The organism is Variovorax nitratireducens, from assembly GCF_051216545.1.
Classification (GTDB): domain Bacteria; phylum Pseudomonadota; class Gammaproteobacteria; order Burkholderiales; family Burkholderiaceae_C; genus Variovorax.
This window is the reverse complement of sequence record NZ_JBPJZO010000019.1, coordinates 1-19,631: the sequence shown is the minus strand read 5'-3', so window position 1 is coordinate 19,631 and position 19,631 is coordinate 1. Positions and strand designations below refer to the sequence as shown.

General features: G+C 64.0%; 20 protein-coding genes. 5 read left to right on the top strand and 15 right to left on the bottom strand.

Annotation, left to right across the window (positions count from 1 at the left end; all coding sequences use genetic code 11):
• The 7 genes from ACSFA8_RS26415 to ACSFA8_RS26385 form a co-directional block, all read right to left on the bottom strand.
• Nucleotides 1-1,026, bottom strand: coding sequence for a YVTN family beta-propeller repeat protein (locus tag ACSFA8_RS26415; RefSeq protein WP_435482423.1), 1,026 nt, complete (start codon nucleotides 1,024-1,026; stop codon nucleotides 1-3).
• Complete coding sequence (locus ACSFA8_RS26410) at nucleotides 1,023-3,425, bottom strand: heavy metal translocating P-type ATPase (RefSeq protein ID WP_435482422.1); 2,403 nt, start codon at nucleotides 3,423-3,425, stop codon at nucleotides 1,023-1,025. Before ACSFA8_RS26410 ends, ACSFA8_RS26415 begins: the two co-directional genes overlap by 4 nt.
• Nucleotides 3,422-4,072 (bottom strand): methyltransferase family protein, encoded by a 651-nt coding sequence (locus ACSFA8_RS26405; protein ID WP_435482421.1) that lies wholly within the window; start codon nucleotides 4,070-4,072, stop codon nucleotides 3,422-3,424. The genes ACSFA8_RS26410 and ACSFA8_RS26405 overlap by 4 nt, the downstream gene beginning before the upstream one ends.
• Nucleotides 4,069-4,353: a DUF2933 domain-containing protein gene (locus ACSFA8_RS26400; RefSeq protein WP_435482420.1), complete on the bottom strand. Its 285-nt coding sequence runs from the start codon at nucleotides 4,351-4,353 to the stop codon at nucleotides 4,069-4,071. Before ACSFA8_RS26400 ends, ACSFA8_RS26405 begins: the two co-directional genes overlap by 4 nt.
• A 23-nt stretch (nucleotides 4,354-4,376) precedes the next feature.
• Nucleotides 4,377-4,637, bottom strand: coding sequence for a DUF5676 family membrane protein (locus ACSFA8_RS26395; protein WP_435482419.1), 261 nt, complete (start codon nucleotides 4,635-4,637; stop codon nucleotides 4,377-4,379).
• A gap of 10 nt (nucleotides 4,638-4,647) precedes the next feature.
• Entirely contained in the window at nucleotides 4,648-5,088 is a 441-nt protein-coding gene (locus tag ACSFA8_RS26390) for a hypothetical protein (RefSeq protein ID WP_435482418.1), read from the bottom strand.
• A 116-nt stretch (nucleotides 5,089-5,204) separates the two neighbouring features.
• A complete protein-coding gene (locus tag ACSFA8_RS26385; RefSeq protein WP_435482417.1) occupies nucleotides 5,205-5,618 on the bottom strand; it encodes a hypothetical protein in 414 nt (137 codons plus the stop codon).
• Nucleotides 5,619-6,041: 423 nt separating this feature from the next.
• Here ACSFA8_RS26385 and ACSFA8_RS26380 point away from each other — a divergent pair, with 423 nt between their 5' ends.
• A complete protein-coding gene (locus tag ACSFA8_RS26380; RefSeq protein WP_435482416.1) occupies nucleotides 6,042-6,440 on the top strand; it encodes a DUF305 domain-containing protein in 399 nt (132 codons plus the stop codon).
• Between the two features lie 242 nt (nucleotides 6,441-6,682).
• Here ACSFA8_RS26380 and ACSFA8_RS26375 read toward each other — a convergent pair whose 3' ends face one another.
• The 8 genes from ACSFA8_RS26375 to ACSFA8_RS26340 all read right to left on the bottom strand — a co-directional run bounded on the left by ACSFA8_RS26375 (nucleotide 6,683) and on the right by ACSFA8_RS26340 (nucleotide 14,638).
• Nucleotides 6,683-7,684 carry a glycosyltransferase gene (locus tag ACSFA8_RS26375; protein WP_435482415.1) on the bottom strand — a complete coding sequence of 334 codons (1,002 nt, stop codon included), beginning with the start codon at nucleotides 7,682-7,684 and terminating at the stop codon, nucleotides 6,683-6,685.
• Nucleotides 7,685-7,760: 76 nt separating this feature from the next.
• Complete coding sequence (locus tag ACSFA8_RS26370; protein WP_435482414.1) at nucleotides 7,761-8,135, bottom strand: copper-binding protein; 375 nt, start codon at nucleotides 8,133-8,135, stop codon at nucleotides 7,761-7,763.
• Nucleotides 8,136-8,209: 74 nt separating this feature from the next.
• On the bottom strand, nucleotides 8,210-8,701 hold the full coding sequence (locus ACSFA8_RS26365; RefSeq protein WP_435482413.1) for a cupredoxin domain-containing protein: 492 nt from the start codon (nucleotides 8,699-8,701) through the stop codon (nucleotides 8,210-8,212).
• A gap of 45 nt (nucleotides 8,702-8,746) precedes the next feature.
• Nucleotides 8,747-10,162 carry a multicopper oxidase family protein gene (locus ACSFA8_RS26360; RefSeq protein ID WP_435482412.1) on the bottom strand — a complete coding sequence of 472 codons (1,416 nt, stop codon included), beginning with the start codon at nucleotides 10,160-10,162 and terminating at the stop codon, nucleotides 8,747-8,749.
• A gap of 36 nt (nucleotides 10,163-10,198) precedes the next feature.
• Complete coding sequence (locus tag ACSFA8_RS26355) at nucleotides 10,199-11,623, bottom strand: TolC family protein (protein WP_435482411.1); 1,425 nt, start codon at nucleotides 11,621-11,623, stop codon at nucleotides 10,199-10,201.
• Nucleotides 11,620-12,006 carry a hypothetical protein gene (locus ACSFA8_RS26350; protein ID WP_435482410.1) on the bottom strand — a complete coding sequence of 129 codons (387 nt, stop codon included), beginning with the start codon at nucleotides 12,004-12,006 and terminating at the stop codon, nucleotides 11,620-11,622. Before ACSFA8_RS26350 ends, ACSFA8_RS26355 begins: the two co-directional genes overlap by 4 nt.
• Nucleotides 12,007-12,120: 114 nt before the next feature.
• Nucleotides 12,121-12,555 carry a hypothetical protein gene (locus tag ACSFA8_RS26345; RefSeq protein WP_435482409.1) on the bottom strand — a complete coding sequence of 145 codons (435 nt, stop codon included), beginning with the start codon at nucleotides 12,553-12,555 and terminating at the stop codon, nucleotides 12,121-12,123.
• Between the two features lie 442 nt (nucleotides 12,556-12,997).
• Nucleotides 12,998-14,638 (bottom strand): Fic family protein, encoded by a 1,641-nt coding sequence (locus ACSFA8_RS26340; RefSeq protein WP_435482408.1) that lies wholly within the window; start codon nucleotides 14,636-14,638, stop codon nucleotides 12,998-13,000.
• 364 nt (nucleotides 14,639-15,002) lie between these two features.
• Here ACSFA8_RS26340 and ACSFA8_RS26335 point away from each other — a divergent pair, with 364 nt between their 5' ends.
• The 4 genes from ACSFA8_RS26335 to ACSFA8_RS26320 form a co-directional block, all read left to right on the top strand.
• Complete coding sequence (locus tag ACSFA8_RS26335) at nucleotides 15,003-15,449, top strand: hypothetical protein (RefSeq protein ID WP_435482407.1); 447 nt, start codon at nucleotides 15,003-15,005, stop codon at nucleotides 15,447-15,449.
• Between the two features lie 139 nt (nucleotides 15,450-15,588).
• Nucleotides 15,589-16,935 carry a TolC family protein gene (locus ACSFA8_RS26330; protein WP_435482406.1) on the top strand — a complete coding sequence of 449 codons (1,347 nt, stop codon included), beginning with the start codon at nucleotides 15,589-15,591 and terminating at the stop codon, nucleotides 16,933-16,935.
• Nucleotides 16,932-18,575: an efflux RND transporter periplasmic adaptor subunit gene (locus ACSFA8_RS26325; RefSeq protein WP_435482405.1), complete on the top strand. Its 1,644-nt coding sequence runs from the start codon at nucleotides 16,932-16,934 to the stop codon at nucleotides 18,573-18,575. Before ACSFA8_RS26330 ends, ACSFA8_RS26325 begins: the two co-directional genes overlap by 4 nt.
• Nucleotides 18,572-19,631, top strand: a 1,060-nt coding sequence (locus tag ACSFA8_RS26320) for an efflux RND transporter permease subunit (RefSeq protein ID WP_435482404.1), incomplete at its 3' end; no start/stop codon positions are given. The genes ACSFA8_RS26325 and ACSFA8_RS26320, both read left to right, overlap by 4 nt.

The following is a 19,631-nucleotide window of genomic DNA, read 5'->3' as shown; positions in this document are numbered from 1 at the left end:
TCATGGGCTTACGCTGACGCCGTTAGGGCCCTTGCCGACACGGACGGTGCTCACCACGGCGAGTGACTTGATGTCGATCACCGATAGGGTGTCCGCGTACGTATTGGTGACATATGCAAGCCGGCCTTCGCGGTCGATAGCCACACCGTGCGCGCCCGATCCGGCAACGACTGTCTTGACCAGCCTGAACGTCTGCAGATCGATCATGCTGACGGTATTGCCAGGCTTGCTCCTACTGCCCTGGTTCGCGACCAGAAGGGTTCGTGAATCGGGTGTGGCGGAGAGCTGGATCGGCACCGTACCCACGCTGATCTTGCGCGTCACCGTCCGCGTGGCGGGGTCGATCACCGCAACCGCCTTTTCTTCCGACAGCGAGACGAATGCAAGCAGCCCGTCCGGTGTGAAACCCACCTGGGCGGGCCCCTTGCCCACCGGTATCTGGGCAATTTCCTTGTGACTCGCGACCTCGATCACCGAGACCGTTCCGCCTTTTAGGTTGGCGACGTAGGCGTGCCTCCCGTCGGGAGCGAACCGCAAGCCATGCGGGAATTTTCCGACGGGGATCGTTGCCACGACGCTTCTCGCCGCGGCATCGATCACGGTAACGGAGTTGTCCCCGCCGTTTGTGATGTACGCGAAGCGGCCGTCTGGTGTCAGCACGACGTGAGCCGGGTGCAAGCCAACCGGGATCTTGGCTATGACAGCGTCGATTCCCGTATCGATCAACCACACGGCGCCGGGCTTGGCCATCTCGGCGTGCTCTGCCTTGTTCATGCCCGGGTGCTCGGGCGGAGCATCCGGATCCGGCTCGCCATTGTTGGTCACCCAGACGACCTTGCCATCGGGGGACAGCTGTACGTTGTGGGGCATCTTGCCCACGCGGACGGGAGTGAGCACCTTGAAGGACGCCGCGTCAAGCACGCTCACGGTATCGGCGTTCTCGTTCGCGATGTACACCTTGTCGGCAGCGCTGACTGCGCCGCCGCAGGCAAGGAGGGCAATTGCGAGAAGAGTCGCCGCGGTCATGCCAGGGCCTTTGCTGCGACGCGCGCCGTTTCGGCATGCGCCTTGCGGGATGGCGCCGGCTTGATGCCGGCAAGCTTCGTCCGCTTGAGCATCAACGCGTTCAAGGCCACCAGCGCCGAACTGCCGGACATCGACAACGCCGCGATTTCTGGCGACAGGGTGAACGGGTAGAAAACCCCCGCCGCCAGCGGAAAGGCAATCACGTTGTAGCCCACGGCCCACCAGAGGTTCTGGTGCATCTTGCGCAAAGTGGCGCGCGAAAGCTCGATGGCCCCCACGACGTCGTACGGGTCGCTCTTCATCAGCACCACCTGGGCGCTTTCCATGGCTACGTCGGTGCCGGCGCCGATTGCGAAGCCGACATCAGCCTGGGTTAGTGCTGGTGCATCGTTGATGCCGTCGCCGACCATGCCCACCTTGTTCCCCTGATCCTGCAGCTCTTTGATCTTGGCGGCCTTCTGGCCGGGAAGAACTTCCGCCAGCACGATGTCGATGCCCAGCTCCTTGCCGATGCGATCGGCAGTTGCCTGGTTGTCGCCGGTCATCATCGCTACCTTGACACCCCGCTCCTGCAGCTTGGCAATCGTCGCCTTGGATGTTGGCCGGACTGCATCGGCAATGGCGATCAGGCCAATGAGCTTTCCGGCCCGCGCGACATGCACGGCGGTGCGTCCACCCCCTTCGAGCCGGGCTGCCTCCACCGCCAGGGCGTCCAGGGCCACCCCTTCGGCCTGCATCAGTTTGCGGTTGCCCAGCAGAACCGCGTCGGGGCCGATGCTGGCGCGAGCGCCCTGACCATCGACATTGGTGAAGCCCGAAGCCATCTCCGTCGGCATGGCCCCGACGCGCTTGAGAATGGCATGCGCGAGGGGATGTTCGGAAAATTTCTCCAGTGCAGCGGCGGTGGCGAGCAATTCCGCCTCGCTCACCCCTGGCGCCGTGACCATCTCCACCACGTCGGGCTGGCCCACGGTTAGCGTGCCGGTCTTGTCGAAGACGACGACTGTCAGCTTGGTGGCGTTCTCCAGCGCCGACGCATTCTTGAACAGGATGCCGTTCATCGCTCCCAGGCCCGTGCCGACCATGATCGCCATCGGAGTGGCCAGTCCCAATGCATCGGGACAGGCGATGACGAACACGGTGATGGTCAGGGTGAGGGCAAACAGCAGGGGTTCACCGAGCACCCAGAACCACGCTGCGAAGGTGAGCAAGCCGATGGCAATGGCTGCCAGCACCAGCCACTGCGATGCGCGGTCCGCGAGCAGCTGACCTGGCGCCTTGGAGTTTTGCGCCTCCTGGACCAGCTTGACGATCTGGGCAAGCGCGGTGTCGGCGCCGACCTTGGTCGCCTTGTAGCGGAAGCTACCGCTCTTGTTGATGGTGGCGCCGATGACCGAGTCGCCGGCAACCTTCTTCACAGGCATCGATTCCCCAGTCAGCATCGACTCATCGACCTGGGAGCTTCCTTCGGTGATCTGCCCGTCCACCGGGATCCTGCCACCCGGCTTGACGACAACCGTTTCGCCCGCCAGCACTTCCGCTGTAGGCACGTCGACCTCGGCGCCGGAACGAAGCACGGTGGCCATGGGCGGCGCGAGATCCATCAAGGCGCGGATGGCTTCGGAGGCGCCGGCGCGCGCGCGCATCTCCAGCCAGTGGCCCAGCAGGATGAACACGAGCAGCACCGCCGAGGCTTCGTAGAACACCTCTCCCTCGTACAGGAACGTGGCTCCCACGCTGAACAGGTAGCCCGTGCCCACCGAGAGGACGACCAGCGTCGCCATGTTGGCGACCCCGTTGCGGGCGGAGCGCCAAGCAGCGACGAGGAATGGCCAGCCTGGGTAGGCGATCGCCCCCGTGGCAGCGGCGAACAGGAAGAGCTTCCGGTTCATGCCAAACGGCACCGCAAAATCCCCGAGCATTTCCCCCATGGGTGAGTACAGGAAAACCGGGATGGCAAACAGCAACGCGACCAGGAAGCGGTTGCGCATGTCGCGGGCCATGTCCTGCATGGACATGCCCGGTGCATGACCCATGTCGTGCATCATTTCCGCCTTGTCGTGTGCCATGGACTTGCCAGGTGCTGCATGAGGCTGGTGGTCAGCGTGATCAGCATGCCCCGCGTGATCGGACCGGATCGGCGCTCTCCCGTTGCGACCGGCGGCATCACAGACATGGGCCGGAACCATTTCACCGCGGCAGTGATAGCCGCAGTCCTTCACGCTTTGCTGGATTGCCTCCAGGGTGATCCTTGCTTCGTCGTAGTGCAGCGTGGCGCTGCCGGCGACATAGTTCACGTCCGCGTGGTGAACGCCTGGGAGTGCCTCCAGTTGCCGCCCGACACCCGCCGCGCTCAGGGTGGAGACCATTTCCGCGACTTCGACAGTGCTGGTCTTCATGTGGCAGCCTCTTTTTTTCCGAAGGAAGGAATGAACCGCGGGGTGCGCGCCGCGTAGGCGTCAAAGGCCGCTCCGAAGTGTTTTCGCATCTCCGCTTCTTCCGTGACCGCCAGCCGTCCGTACATGACCAGCAGGATCGGAAACATCGCCAGGGTAAGCAGCGTCGGCCATTGCAGCAGGAAACCCAGCAGGATCAAGACGAAAGCCACGTACTGCGGATGGCGGATGTGGGCATAGGCGCCCGTGGTCGCCAGCGTGTCGTGCCGCTGCGCGTGATACAGCACGTTCCATGCGGTCGACAAGAGATAGAAGCCGAATCCCAGGAACACGTAGCTGGCGATATGAAGCGGCCCTAAATGGGCATCGCCCTTTTCACCAAGAAGGGTCGACCACAGGTGACCGGAGTTGTGCGACAGCAGGTCGAGGCCGGGGTACCTTGTCTGCAGCCATCCGGACAAGACATAGAGCGTGAGAGGGAAGCCGTACATCTCGACGAAGAGCGCAACGATGAAGGCAGCGAAAGCGCCGAAAGTTCGCCAGTCGCGCGCTGTCTGCGGCTTGAAGAAGCTGAACGCGAACATCAGAAAGATCGCCGAGTTCAGGATGACCAGCGTCCAGAGTCCGTAGGCGGAAGTGTCGTGGGTCATGGTTGCTCTCCCGTTGTGGGGGTTGTCCCTGCGGGTGGAGCTTTGGCGCCGTGACGACCCGCATGACCGCCGCCGTGGGAACCGTGCCCGTTGTGCATGAACACGTGCATCAGCGGGCATGCGAGAAGCAGGAGGAGGGGCAGCGCGCCGATAAAGTGGGCCCGGTGCTCGCTGGCCAGGAAATATGTTGCGATGGCACCCATCACAAGTAGCCCGATGGCGTAGCGCGAGCGCCAAAAGCCAGGCGCTTCCGGCTGGGGCGGGGAATGGAGGTCGGTCATTTGGTGCTTCCAAGGACTTACGGTTAACGCGCCAGCCGGCTGTGCAGCCAGCTGAAGAACATCCCAGCAAGAAGCGCCCACGTGCTCAACATGAGAAGCGCCGCAAGGAATTCCGGGAAGGCGAAGGGCTGTGGACGAACCATGGCAGTGAAGTCCATGCCATGGAACAAGCTGTTCATCAGGCCCAGGAAGGTGCCCGGCGCGAATGTCCACGCCACGGTGCACAGAACATAGAAACCACCAACGGTTGCGGCCAGGGCAAGGCCGGTGCGCAGGGGTGTCATGCCGTTCTGCCTACTTTGCCGGGGCCGGGCCCGGGGCCGAGGGCAAGCGGTCCATCATCATCTGCATGGAGGCGCCCATCATTTCCATGCGCTTCTCCATCATTTGGTGATGCATGGCCGTGTCGCCCTTCCTGGACTGCATGCCCCGGACCGGCATCTCATTCATCATGGTCATGCCGTCCTGCATCGTCTTCATGTGCTCTGCCATCAGGGCGCTTCGCTCTTCTGGCGTCTTCGCCGCCATCACTTTTTCGTGCATATCCCGCATGGCTTGGGTCTGGGCCTCCATCTTTGTCATGCTCGGTCCCTTGTTGGCAGGTACCTGTTTGGACGTGGGCGTGGGGGTGCTCCCGGCGGGATGATGGCCGGTGTGCTGGTCGTTCGGAGCCGCCCAGGCTGATGCGCCGAGGGCGGCAACTGCAAATGCGAGAGGGAAAAGACGGATCTTCATGTGGAACTCCTGTGGATGTGGTGAAAAGCCAGGCGCGGGTCGAGGCTGATCGGCCCCGCCAAGCGGAAACCGAAGATCACGCGCCGCAATGAGACTGCGGTCGACTTAACAGGAGGCTAGAGCGCCCACCGCGAGTAGATGATTCGCTCGGGAGGGTCGCTCAGCGAGGGCAGGGCTTCGAAGCCGCTGCGGTAGCGCGCCGACAGGAGCGTCGGCGCGGGCCAGATGACTCCGGCCAATGGCGGGGCCCCCGGATCTACCGAGCCCATCCCGTTGGTGCCTTGCAAGGCCTGCGATCCTTCGTCGCAGGCTTTCAGACACGGGGCCTTGGAGCTTTGTTCGCCGTCGTGGGCGGTCGCCGCGGCGTGCCCCGTCATGTGAGGGCTCTCGGTGGAAGACTGGTGCCCGCTGTGATCTGAAGCTTCCAACAGGCAAGCATTCGCGAAGCCCGACGCCAGCACGAACAACCACACAGCCAGCATCAACGATGCGGCATTGCGGCTAGTGGTAGTTCGTAAGAGGAGCTTCATGCCAGCATTCAGATCGATTCATGGTACGGGGCCATCGTCGATGCGAGTTGACCTGCATCAACAACCATCGCCATTCAGTAAACAGACTGGCCCCAAGTCGGGGTGTGGTCGGTACGATGGCGGACATAGCGGCGTAAGGCAATGCGCCGAATCAATGTGCAGCTTCTTGCGCTGAGCAGTGCGACGGACTTGCCTCGTAAGGCAGAAGCATCCGCTATAGAGGGCCTCTTGCGCGCTCACCACGGGCTCCGATGCGTCGTGACGGAGATTCAGGTCGCCAAGTGAGAGGACCGGACACGCTGCTTCGATGGTCCTGCCCGGGATGCACGAGCCCCGACTGAGTCTGTAGGTGGTGGCGTCCTACAGTGCCCCAGCTTGCATCTGCATACAGTGAGAGACTCACCTGAACCCAACGAGACCACGATGAATTCGAAGATGCTCAAATTGCTGCGCGCGGCGATATTCGTCCCGCTGACCGCAGTGTCTCTCGCGTCTGCCGCGCAGGCACAGACCGCAAAGCCGGCGGCCTCTTCTGCCAACATGCCCATGGGCGGCATGCAGTCGGGAGCAGGTGGCTCGGCAGACATGAAGCAGTCGATGATGAGCGGCATGGACAGCATGCAAAAGATGCAGATGTCCGGCGACACCGATAAGGACTTCGCGACGATGATGAAGATCCACCACCAGGGAGCCATCGATATGGCGCAGATGGAACTGGCGCACGGCAAATCCCCGATCATGAAAGCGATGGCCAAGAACATCATCGCTGCGCAGAAGAAGGAGATTGCAAAGTTCGATCGCTGGCTGTCCACGCAAAAATGATCTGCCCCGAAGTGGGTGCCAGATCACCGGAATCCGGGGCTAGTATCCGTCGATATCACCACTGATCGCGTCACTCAGAAATCGTGCGGCCTTGCCTTGTTCGATTCCCCTTGACGCTCTCGAAGCACTCGCCTGTAGGCCGCGACGTAATCTTCGGCCATCCGAGTCGATGAGTAGCGCGACGCGTTTTCGAGCCCCAACCTGCGCATCTCACTGAAGCGGGGCACAGCCAACTCGATGGCCTAAGCGGTGGCCGCAGCATCATTCGGGTCGATGTAGCAGGCGCCTGCGCCTGCGATCTCGTTCATCGGCGCAAGATCGGATGTGAATACCGGGCACCCGCAAGCCTGCGCCTCGATCACCGGCCATCCAAATCCTTCCTGGAGTGAAGGAAACAGCAATGCGGTGGCACGGCTGTAAAGGGCGCAGAGTTGCTTGTGAGAAACGTCCTGAACGGCAAGGATCAAATGCGCAACGCCAAGCTCTTGCGCCAAAGCGACCGTGTCCGGCGCCAGCACCGGCCCCACGAGCACGAGTTTGCGGACGATGGCCGAGGCGCCGCTTTCGACGGCCCTCCGATGCAGCGCGATGAATGCCATCACCACGGCCTTTCGGTTCTTGCGAGGCAAATCAAGTCCGACATGAATCAGATACGTGTCATGCGGCTCCACGCCCATGGAGGAGAGAAGACCATCTGCCACCTCGAGGGGTACGGGCGAAAAGTCATCATTCAGGCCATTGAGTACGGTCGTCGCATTCCCTTCGTTCGCCAGGCGCAGCGCCAACAGTGCGCGCCGGGTCAGGTGCGATACGCAGGCGATCAGGTCAGAGCGCCCCAACCCTCGGGCAATCAGCCGTTGAAACAATCGACCCGTTCCGGACACATTCCAACCCGGCACCATGCCCTTGGCCGCCTGAATTGCGATCACATCGTGACAGGTTATGACGTTGGGCTTGTTTGCTATCCAGCGCACATACATGGCGTTGGAGTGGTCGCAGATATGGACAACATCAGCCCAGCGCGCGCTGCGGCACAGTGAAGGAATGAAGAGAATGTACTTGGCGATATAGCCAAGCCACTTCGACCAGCGTGATTCAACTGCCATCTTCAACAGAAGTTTCGTGGGAGCGACGATGCGCACTTGGCAGCCATGGCTTGGTAGCTCACGCGCAAGAACGTCCCGGAACGCCAGCATGCTCTTCTGAGCGTCCGGTTCATAGTTCGCGACCAAAAGAACGTTCATGCTTGTGGAACAGTAAAGAGGCGAGGCACGTCCTGAATCAGTATCTGCATAAAGTGGGACGCGGGCATCGCCCTCATCAGCGCGCGGCTTCGATGTCGGTGACGACGAACTTTCCGTCGAGCTTCTCGGCATTGAATCGGACTTTTGCGCCGACCTCGACCTTGTCGAGCATCGTGTCCTCTTTCACCTGGAAAACCATCGTCATGCCGGGCATGTCGAGGTTTTTTAGCGGGCCGTGCTTGATGGTCAGTTTCTTGTTTTCCCTATCGACTTTGCGAATCTCGCCTTCAGCGAGCTCCGAGGCCGCGGCGGTATTTGCGCCGCCGGCCGCCGGAGCTTTGTCGGACATGCCAGGCATGTCCGACATGGACTTGGAGGATTGCGCGCTGGCTGCGCCAGCAAACGAGAGGGCGGCAACGAATGCCAAAAGAACGATGCGAATGTTCGACATGAGAATCTCCTTGGATATGAATGAATTTGCAGTCTCGCCACGGCCCGTGGAGGCCACCAGCGGGAGCGTCGCGCTTACTTTCCAGTCTTGGTCACCTTCACGGCGCCCTTCATGCCCATGTCATAGTGACCTGGCTGGAGGCACGCAAAGTCGACCTTGCCGGCCTTCGTAAACTGCCACACGATCTCGCCGCTCTTGCCCGCGGCCAGCGTCACCATGTTGGGATCGGAATGCTCCATCTCCGGGTTCTTCTTCATGACTTCGTAGTGCTCCTTGAGCTCCTTCTCGGTTCCGATCACGAGTTCGTGCTTCAGTTGGCCGGAGTTCTTGATCATGAAGCGCACGGTCTCGCCCTGCTTGACGCTGATGTCGGCGGGAGTGAAGCGCATGCCGTCCGTCATGTCGACTTTGATCGTGCGGGTGACCTTGGTGGCCACTCCGGGCTTGCCGATCGTTTCATTGGCGTCATGCCCATGACCACCTGCGTGGGTGCCAGAAGCTGAGGCGCCGACGGCAGCCAGGGCAACCAGCGCTGTGAAAGCGGTATTGCGGAGTGCGTGTTTCATAGGTTTCCTTGCAGAGGTGTGAGGTTGGAGGGGAGTGGAAAAATGTCAGTGACCGGAATGGCCGCTGGCGGGCTTGCGAATCTGAACTTCGATGTTCTTGGCGGGCATGTTCTGAGCAGGCATCGCGGCCGCGCCGGCGCCGCGCTGGCGCGAGGTCTCGGGCGCCGGGCCGTCGAGTTCGTAGGCGACGGTGCCCTTGGGATGCTTGAACCAGCCGGGGTTGGCGTAGTCGCCAGCCTTCTGGTTCTTGCGCACCTTCACCACGCTGAACATGCCGCCCATCTCGACCGAGCCGAAAGGCCCTTCGCCCGTCATCATCCGCGCGGTGTTATCGGGGATCGGCATCTCCATCTCGGCCATGTCGGCCATGCCGCGCTCACCCATCACCATGTAGTCAGGCACCAGGTTAGTGATCTGCTTGGCTACGTCTTTGTGGTCCAGGCCGATCATGGTGGGCACGTCGTGCCCCATGGCATTCATCGTGTGATGGCTCTTGTGGCAGTGGAAGGCCCAATCGCCTTCCTCGTCGGCCAGGAACTCGATCTGGCGCATCTGGCCCACCGCAACGTCGGTGGTCACCTCGTACTGCCTGGAGGACTTCGGCGTCGGGCCGCCGTCGGTTCCGGTGACGAGGAACTCGTGCCCGTGCAGGTGCATCGGGTGGTTCGTCATCGTCAGGTTGCCGATGCGGATGCGCACCTTGTCGTTGAGCCTGACGTTGAGCGAGTCGATGCCGGGGAAGATCCGGCTGTTCCAGGACCAGAGGTTGAAGTCCAGCATCGTCATGATCTTGGGCGTGGCGCTGCCGGGCTCCACGTCGTAGGCATTGAGCAGGAACACGAAGTCGCGGTCGACCTTCTCGATCAGCGGATGGTCGGCCTTGGGATGCGTCACCCAGAAGCCCATCATCCCCATTGCCATCTGCGTCATTTCGTCCGCATGCGGGTGGTACATGAAGGTGCCGGGGCGGCGTGCCACGAATTCGTAGACGAAGGTCTTGCCCGGGCGGATCGGCGGCTGGTTCAGGCCCGCGACCCCATCCATGCCGTTGGGCAGGCGCTGACCATGCCAGTGCACGCTGGTGTGCTCCGGCAGCTTGTTGGTTACGAAGATCCGCACCCTGTCGCCTTCCACGACTTCAATGGTCGGGCCGGGCGACTGGCCGTTGTATCCCCACAGGTTGGCCTTGAACCCCGGTGCCATCTCGCGCACTACCGGTTCGGCCACGAGGTGAAATTCCTTGACGCCGTTGTTCATGCGCCAAGGCAGGGTCCATCCATTGAGCGTGACCACGGGGTTGTAGGGGCGCCCGCTCGACGGTGCGAGCGGCGGCATCGTGTTCGGAGTCGTCTGAGTCACTGGCTCGGGCAAGGCGGCCATGGCAACCTTGCTCACGCTCGCGGCCGCAATAGCGCCTGTGATGGCACCGGCACCGCTGAGGAAATTGCGTCTGTTTGTCATGTCGTTCAAATCGGTTGAAGGGCTCAGGTGTTGGGCTCAGTGGGCGGCGCCAGCGGAGGCGCCTTCGCCACCCGAACTGGCCATCGAGGCGCCCGTGGACGTGGGCTTGCCCATCACAGAGGCCGCCAAGGCTGCGTCGGCCAGCCAGAATTGCTGTTGGGCATTGATCGCGTTTGTCACACTCGAGATCTGATCCCGCGCTTCGGCGAGCAACTCGAAGACGCCGATCAGCATGCCGTTGTAGCGAAGCACGTTCTCGTCGGCCATGGCCTGGCGCAGCGGCACGATCTCGTCGCGGTAGTGCCGCGCGATGTCGTAGGCCGTGCGGTAGGCCGAGTAGCCCTCGCGCAACTGCGAGGAGGCGCCGCGCACGGTAGCGTCGTACCGATTCGCTGCGGCCAGAGACTGCGCATTCAGCGCATCGCGTTGCGCGGATCCCCAGTCGAACAGTGGCAGCCGGATGTCGAGCTCGAAGCCGCGCCGCGTGCTCTTGGTGCCTTCCGCGTTGTCGAATACGGTGTCGCGACGGCCACCCACTTCGACGTCGATGAAGGTCGACAACAAGTTGATACCTTGCGACTTGCCCGCGACGTCCAGTTGCGCGCGCGCGAGCTGGACATCGAGGCGCTGCTCGGTCGCGGTGGCAGCCACTTCCTTCGCCTCTCTCGGCGCCTTCGGCAGGTCGGGCAGGCGTTCGGGCAAGGTCAGCTTGGCGGCCTGCGCGTCGTCCAGGCCCAGTGTTCGAACCAGCTCTTCGCGTGTGGCGGTGGTGGCGTGCTGCGCCGCAGCAAGCTGCGTGGTCGCATCCGCGTAGAACACTTGCTGGCGAGCGCGCTGGAGCTTGCTGAAGTTGCCGATGAGCTGCATCCGGCGGGCCAACTCGGCGCTGGCCTGGGCCGACCTGTTGACCTGCTCCGCGTACTGCAGCGATTGCTGCGCGGCGACGGCACGAACCCAGGCCTGCTTCACCTGCGTAACCTGGTCGATTACGCTGCCAGTGAGCTGCACTTTGGCCTGGTTGGCTTGGCTTCGGGAAATCGACAGACGCTGCGGCAGCAGGATGAGATCCACGAGGCCAAAGGACAGCAACCGGCCCAACTCGAGTTCGCTGTTCAGGCGCATGCGCTCGAATGTGAAGATCGGATTGGGCAACCGGCTGGTCTGATTCGACGCAGCGATGTCGCCCCAACTCTGAGCGATCAGGGCCTGGACGGAAGGGCTGTTGGCCAGCGCGAGCTGCACCGCGTCGTTCTGAGACAGCGGCTTGGCCAGCAAATCCTGCGTCAGCGCCGAGCGGCGGTCACGCTGTTCCTGCGTGCGGCTGAGTTCGAGCTTGCCGCCGGTGAACTGCTGGGCATTGGTATTCGTTTCCTTCAGGGCGTCGTCGATACCGACCGAAGCGCACCCGGCCAGAAAGACGGCTGCGACGGCGAGGGCCGTCAGGTGCAAGGCGCGCTTCATGGCTTCTCTTTTTTCGCAGGCGTCCCGGACATCCCCGGCATCGGCATCGAGTGGCCCGGCTGCGCAGCGGGTGCAGCGGTTGCGCCCTTCGGCGACTCGACCTCGGCCGCGTCGGTCCCGGACGTTTCCTTGGCATAGGCCCGCCAGCCGCCGCGGCGATAGACCGTCTCGTTGGCCTCCTTCCAGGGGATGGGTTTTTCGTCAGTGAAGGGCTGGTAGCCCTCGAGCGCGGATCTGTAGGTCAGAACCGTGGGTGCCGCAGCGGGTGCTGCGCTCGAAGCTGCAGCGGCAGGTTCTGTCGTAGGTGCGGGCTGGGCCATGGCGGCCAGCGCCGCCACGGCGGGAAAGACAGCCAGCCAACGGGCCGGCAATGAATGGAGCATGGAGTCCTCGCAAGTTCATGAACGGAGTGCGTCAGAACTGCCCGAAGGCGCATGACGCAGGCGATGCATGAGCGTTCGCGGCGGCCCGTGACGAACCACGGGCGCACGAACGCGTCAGAAGCGAGGAGGCTTGTCGAGAACGCGCGGCGCGAGCGTAGCCACCGTGAAGGCTGGCTCCGCCAGGTCGGCGCAGGGAAGGTTGTGGAACACGGCCAGCTCCAGCGTGCTGGTCAGCGCCGTGGCATGGCAGGCACCGCAGGTGCCGCAGGTGCCGCACTTGTGCATCGCATCAGGTTCTGCGCTAGCGGTCTTGCCGGCGCTGTCCTTGGCGGGTTGCTTGGCGTCCTGTGCGGACGCATGGTGATGATCCGCATGCCCGTCAGCATGCTGGTGCTGGACACGGTCATGTCCCCCGGAGAGCTTGGCGGACATTTCTGCCGCCGCACCGGCGTGTCCGGGTTCGCAGAAGACCATGGCTGCCGCCGCGTACCCCTGGAAGGGTACGGCGAACATCATGATCCAAAGGACGAACAGGCGAACCCGAGACATGGGCCGCATTCTAATTGGGGCAGTGTGTCAGGTGGCCTGTGTGGGCATCCAGTACGGGCGTCGATCCGGCGTAGCGCCACCCTCAGGTCTGCGCCTAAAACTGGCCTTGCTCACGCCCTTGGGCGCTGTCAAGTGCGCGCCGAGGCGCGTTGCGGCATCCCAGTTCGGCTGCTTTTCGCGGCTTGCAACGCGGCGAACCGATCGCCGCCGACATGCTGCCCAAATTTTCAAACGCCTCTTCCGGGCGGAGCGGTCTCGCACCGACGCGTCAGAGCACCATGGATTGGGCCCGGCGATCGTCGCCGCGATCGCAACGGATGCAGGGCGAGCCGATCGCGCCATGTCCCGATAGGCCGTCACCGAGATCAGTTTCTCCATGGCGGTGTCGGAAGACTGAACGCGATGCATGTGACGCTTGTGCCGGGTGGCGCAGGCGTCGCTCTCAGCTGCGAGGGCGCTGCGGATCGACCTCTTCGAACTCAATTTCGCCGCCCCTGGCGCCATCACTGCGCTGCGAGTCGGCCTGGGCATCCTTGGCCGCGTGGAGGCTTTGGGCGACGAATGCCGCAAATGGCCGAATGTCGCCCTGACCGCTTGCCGCGTTCAGGGCCGCCATGTACCGATCGCGATCCTCGAGGCGCAGCACCGTCCAAGGGAATCCGCCCGAGGCCAGCATCGCGTTCATGAGGAAGCGCCCGAGCCGGCCATTGCCGTCCATGTACGGGTGGATGAAAACGAACATGAAATGACCAAGCGCCGCGCGCACCGCAGCCGAGGGCTCGTCGCGCAACAGCTCGAACAGCACGGGCATCATCTCGCGCGCGGCTTCGCGCGGCGGCGGCACATGTTGCGCGTTGCGGATGTAAACCTGATGCGCGCGGTAGCCCGCGAGATCCGTTGCCGCCAGGAGTCCGGCCGTCACACTAGGCGTGAACATCGCGCGGAACCAGGCGCCATGATCGCTCTTGAGGACATCACCGGCGTTCGCGCCGCCGAAGATTTTCCGAATGGACACCTTGACCTCGTTGTGCGCGAGCCAATAGCCGTGTGCTGCCATCGCATCCCTGGATTGCCGATCCTGCTCGTGAATGTCCTCGTTCCAATCTCCGCTCGCCACGCGGCGGATCAGCTCCGGCGTGACTCTGTAGCCCTCGATGGACAGCGAGTGGTAGGCATCAGTGACGTAGACGTCTTCGACCGCTTGCATGAACGCAGCGACGTCGTCGGGCGTTCCTGGCTCGTTCTGCGGAAAAGCATTCGCCACGTCGTCTCGCATCGAGGCCCACATGAGCCGCAATCTGGAGACGTAGGGCGACTCGGTGCGGTCGCCCGGGATCACCGAAAGCGGGACTTCGAACGGAATCGACTCGGTGACCTGGTTGCCCAGGGCACGCATGAATCCCACGATGTCGTCCGCGATGGCGTCTCGGCCCACCGCCCGGAAGGCGCCGGCGAGGCGGCCGGCAATCGTGCTGTGATTGCCCTCTGCGAGCAGACGGCTGAGCTCGGACGCGTCGCTGATGGACAGCAGTGCGACTTGTGCGTCCTGCGCTGACGCCCTGAAAAAATTCTCCGGTGCTTTCAGGAGTGCCTGCGCCAGCGTCATCGTGCGAATATTGCCGACGCTGTCGCGCCGGTCGGCCCCGGGAAAGTCTCTCGCCTGGTAGTCCATCAGCGAGTACCCGTTCGGCAAGTCCAGCACTCCGTTTTTACCCAGCGGCGAGTGAATGACAACCTGCTGGGGCAACAAAGTCGTGCCGGCGTGCAGTTTCAGCGAGTACTCGGCCGACACGCACCAGTCGGCGCCGAACCTGGCGTTGCAGTAGGCGGCAATGAAGTCCTTCATTCCCGCAATCCAGGGCGTCGTGTCGCCTGCCTTGGTCGAAGGGTTGGCGGACATGTACCAGCCCTGGATCACCGGCTGGAGAAACCCCGCATCTACCAGCGCCTCACGCTGCGCGCGTGAGAACTCGCTCGTATTGAAGACGCTCATGCCCCGCTGCTGAAGGGCATGAAGCGCCTCCAGGGCGGTGGCCAGCCGCCGCTGCGCCGGGGTGACTTTGCGCGCGGGGTTGGTTGCCATGTGAAGGGCTTTGTTTGTGGGTGTCAGGGGTTATGTCAGGCAGTTGCTAGATTTTGCTGTAGATCGAATGCTAGATTTAATTGTACGCCGGTTGCTAGATTAGCTTGCGAGTCAAGTGCCAGAGATTCATGTGAAAGCACGCCCTGGCTAGACCTGAGCCTTGGAGCGCTCGGTATCGCAAGCCGCGCGTATTGACAAGGCCTAGAATTCGCGGAACTACCTCGCAACCTCGCACGCACCGCCCCTTTTCCAGAGCATCCACGCGTCCATCCATGGCCTCCATTGCAACAGCCCCGTCCAAGCAGGTTCGTGGCGCACCCTGCGCCGCCAACGTGCCCTGGTCTGCATTGCCAAGGGCGCGGTCATGACACGCCGGCTGGCGCACCTGATCGCCCGCGGAGTGATCGGTGTGCTGTTGTTCGCGCAGTTGGCGATTGCCGCCTATGCCTGCCCGGCGCTCTCGTGGGGCGCCATGGACATGGATCCGGCTGCCTCGATGCAGATGGCCGGCGAGATGACCACGAATGTCAATGCAAGCGCGGACGCGGCCACGCAGGCGCCACCCTGCGGCGACATGGTCGGCATGACAGATGCGGGCTCTCCCAACCTGTGTGCCGAACACTGCAAATTCGGCCAGCAAAGCGACCATGCGTCCACGCTGACGATCCCCGTCGTGCTGCTGGCGCCGCTTCTCCTGTCGCCTTGGGCACCCGAGGCGACACATCCTCCCCGTCCTGCGGCGGCTTCCCTGAGTGCACTGGTTGCGGCGTCGCCCCCGCACGCCATCCTGCACTGCGTCTACCGAACTTGATCCACTGATTGACGCTGCGCCGACGGTTGCCCGCGAGCCGGGACGGCGCACCGGTCGTGCCATGCCGTCCGCGCGGGTTCACCTGGCGTGGCGCAGCGGCCCGACACCTGCCCCAACGGGTTTGTCGTCAGGAGATCACATGTTCACCGTTTCTTTCCCCGCCAAGCCAAACGCACGGCGCTGGTCCCGTCGCTGGGCCATGGCGTTGGCGCTATGCACCGCCGCCGTCAGCCTGAGTTCCCATGCCCAACAGGCGCTCACTCTCGACTCAGCGCTGCGGCTTGCCGAAGAGCGCTCGCGCCTGCTCGTCGCGCAGGACGCCGCCGCCGGCGCCGCGCGCTCGATGGCCGTGGCCGCCGGGCAACTGCCCGACCCGGTGCTGAAGGCCGGCATCAGCAACCTGCCGCTCAACGGCAGCGACCGTTTCAGCCTCACACGCGATTTCATGACCATGCGCTCTATCGGCGTGATGCAGGAGTTCACCCGCGTAGACAAACGCCAGGCGCGCGCGGCGCGCTTCGACCGGGAGGCCGAAGTGGCCGAAGCCGCCCGCGCAGTGGCCTTGGCCAATCTACGGCGCGACACCGCCATGGCCTGGCTCGAGCGCTACTTTCAGGCACGCATGCGCGACCTGCTGCAGACCCAGCGCGCAGAGTTGACGATGCAGATCGAAGGCGCCGACGCGGCTTACCGCGGCGGCCGGGGCACGCAGGCCGACGTCTTCGCGGCCCGCTCGGCCTTGGCGCAGCTGGATGACCGCATCCTTCAGCAAGACCGCCAGATCGCCACGGCCCAGACTCGCCTGGCCCGCTGGATCGGCCCTGGCCCAGTCCAGCTGTCGGGCAAGCTCCCGGAGCTGGGCGCTGTCCGGTTCGATGCTGACCACCTGGAAACCCAGATCGAAGCGCACCCGCAAATTGCATTGATGGCGGGGCAGGAAGCGGTGGCGCGCGCCGAAGCCGACATCGCGCAGAGCAACAAGCGCTCCGACTGGAGCGTCGAGCTGATGTACAGCCAGCGCGGCCCGGCCTACTCGAACATGGTGTCGCTCAATGTGTCGATCCCGCTGCAGCTTGACCAGAAGAATCGTCAGGATCGGGAGCTTTCGGCGAAGCTCGCGGCGGCCGAACAGATGCAGGCCCAGCGCGAAGAGGCGACGCGCGAAAGCACGGCCGAAGCCCTCTCTTTGCTGCTGCAATGGCAGAGCAACCGCAAGCGGCTCGCGCAGTACGACGGCGCACTGATCCCGCTGGCGGCCGGTCGCACCCAGGCGGTGCTGGCCGCCTACCGCGGCGGCGCCGGCAGCCTGAGCGCGGCCCTCGACGCCCGGCGCATGGAGGTCGACACGCACATGGACCGGCTGCGCCTCGAGATGGAAACCGCTGCGCTGTGGGCCCAGCTCGAATTCCTGATCCCCGCCGACCACCCGGCACTCGCTGCAAACACGTCAACAACGACCGTGGACGCCAAGGAGCCACAACAATGAAAACCCGACCCATTGTCCTTGGCTTGATCGCCGCGGCGCTTCTGGCTGCTGCCGCTGTTGGCGCCTACACCTTCGGGTTGCAGCGCGGCAAAAGCATGGCCCCAGCGCCGGCCGCAATGTCCGCGGCGAACGCTCCGACGGCATCGGCCGCTGCTCCCAACGAGACCGGCGAGGACGCCACCCGGCGCCACATCGCGGCGGGTCTCAAGGCCGGTGACACCGACCCCGCCAACGGCAAGAAGATCCTCTATTACAACGACCCGATGGTGCCCGGAAACCGGTTCGACAAGCCGGCGAAGTCGCCCTTCATGGACATGATGATGTCGCCGGTCTATGCCGGCGGCGACAGCGGCGACCAGAACAATGTGACCGTGAGCCCGCGCGTGCAGCAGAACCTCGGCGTGCGAACCGCGCCGGTGGCGGAAGGCATCCTCCTGCCGCAGGTGGCGGCAGTCGGCAGCATTGCTTTCAACGAACGCGACCAGGTGATCGTGCAGGCGCGGGCCACCGGCTATGTCGAGCGTCTCCATGTGCGCGCCACGCTCGATGCGGTGAAGAAAGGTCAGGCCCTGGCCGAGCTCTACGTGCCCGAGTGGATCGCGGCACAGGAAGAATTTTTGTCCGTGCAGCGCATGCGCGGCACCCAGATGGAGCCTCTGGTCGACGGTGCCCGCCAGCGCATGCGCCAGGTCGGCATGAGCGACGGGCAGATCGAGCTCGTGGCCCGCAGTGGCCGCACCCAGCCTCGAATCACGCTGGTCGCGCCCATCGGCGGCGTCGTTACGGAGCTGGCCGTGCGTGAAGGCATGACGGTGATGGCCGGCTCGACCCTGTTCCGCATCAACGGGCTCTCCACCGTCTGGGCCCATGCCGAAATCCCGGAGAGCCAGGCCGCACTCGTGCGTCCGGGTGCCAAGGTGCAGGCCCGATCGCCCGCCGCGCCCGGGGACGTCTTCGACGGGAAGGTCCAGGCCATTCTGCCGGACGTCAACCCGGCCACCCGCACCCTGAAGGCGCGCCTGGAGCTGGCCAATCCGACCGGCCGGCTGGTGCCCGGCATGTTCGTGTCGATGCAGTTCGCGGACACGCAGGCGCCGAAGGCCCTGCTGATCCCGACCGAGGCTGTCATCCAGACCGGCAAGCGTTCGGTTGTCATGCTGGCGGAAGACAACGGTCGGTTCCGGCCGGTGGACGTCGAAATTGGCATCGAAAGCGGTGGTCAGACCGAGATCAAACGCGGCCTCTCGGCCGGCCAGCGGGTCGTGGTTTCCTCGCAGTTCCTGATCGACTCGGAGGCGAGTCTCAAGGGCGTCGAAGCACGGTTGAACGCCGTGCCGGCTGCAGGCGCCGCGGCGTCCGCGACGGCCTCGCCCAGGCATGTCGGCGAAGGCAAGGTAGAAAGCATCACCGCGGATGCGATGACCTTCTCGCACGGCCCGATCCCGACGATGAAGTGGGGCGCGATGACCATGGACTTCAAGCTGCCGCCAGGCGGCGCGCCGCGGAACGTGAAGGCCGGCGACCGCGCAGGCTTTGAGTTCTTCATCGACAAGGACGAACTGCCGCAGCTCACCCGCGTGGGCCCGGTCACAGCCGGGGCCGCGCCTGCTGCGCCCGCCAAGCCAGGAGTCAAGCCATGATCGCCAGGCTCATCCGCTGGTCCATCGCCAACCGGTTCCTCGTCCTGCTGGCCACGCTGGTGCTCAGCGCCTGGGGCGTGTATTCGGTGCTGCGCACGCCGCTGGACGCGCTGCCCGACCTCTCGGACGTCCAGGTCATCATCCGAACCACCTACCCGGGGCAGGCGCCGCGCATTGTCGAGAACCAGATCACCTACCCGCTGACGACCACCATGCTGTCGGTGCCGGGCGCCAAGACAGTCCGCGGCTACTCCTTCTTCGGGGACTCGTTCGTCTACGTGCTGTTCGAGGACGGCACCGATCTCTACTGGGCGCGGTCGCGGGTGCTGGAGTACCTGAACCAGGTGCAGTCGCGCCTGCCCGCGGGCGCCAAGGCCTCGCTCGGGCCCGATGCCACCGGCGTCGGCTGGATCTACCAGTACGCGCTGGTCGACCGCGGCGGCACGCAGGACGCCTCGCAACTGCGCGCCCTGCAGGACTGGTTCCTCAAGTACGAGCTGAAGACCGTGCCCAACGTTGCCGAGGTGGCCTCCGTAGGCGGCATGGTGCGTCAGTACCAGGTCGTGCTCGACCCCGATAAACTGGCGGCCTACCGGATCCCGCACACGCAGGTCGTCGAGGCCATCCAGAAGGCCAACCAGGAAACCGGCGGCTCGGTGCTCGAGCTCGGCGAGGCCGAGTACATGGTGCGGGCTTCGGGTTATCTCCAGGGCCTGGACGACTTCCGCAAGATCCCCTTGATGACGACCGACGCCGGTGTGCCCGTGCGTCTGGGCGACGTGGCTCGCATTCAGATCGGGCCCGAGATGCGACGCGGCATCGGCGAACTCGACGGCGAAGGCGAAGCCGTCGGCGGCGTGATCGTGATGCGCTCGGGCAAGAACGCGCTGGAGACCATCACCGCCGTGAAAGAAAAGCTCCAGACCCTGCAGGCGAGCTTGCCCAAGGGGGTGGAGATCGTTCCGACCTACGACCGGTCGAACCTGATCGAGCGTGCGGTGCGCAACCTCGGCTTCAAGCTGCTCGAGGAATTCCTCGTCGTGGCGGTCGTGTGTT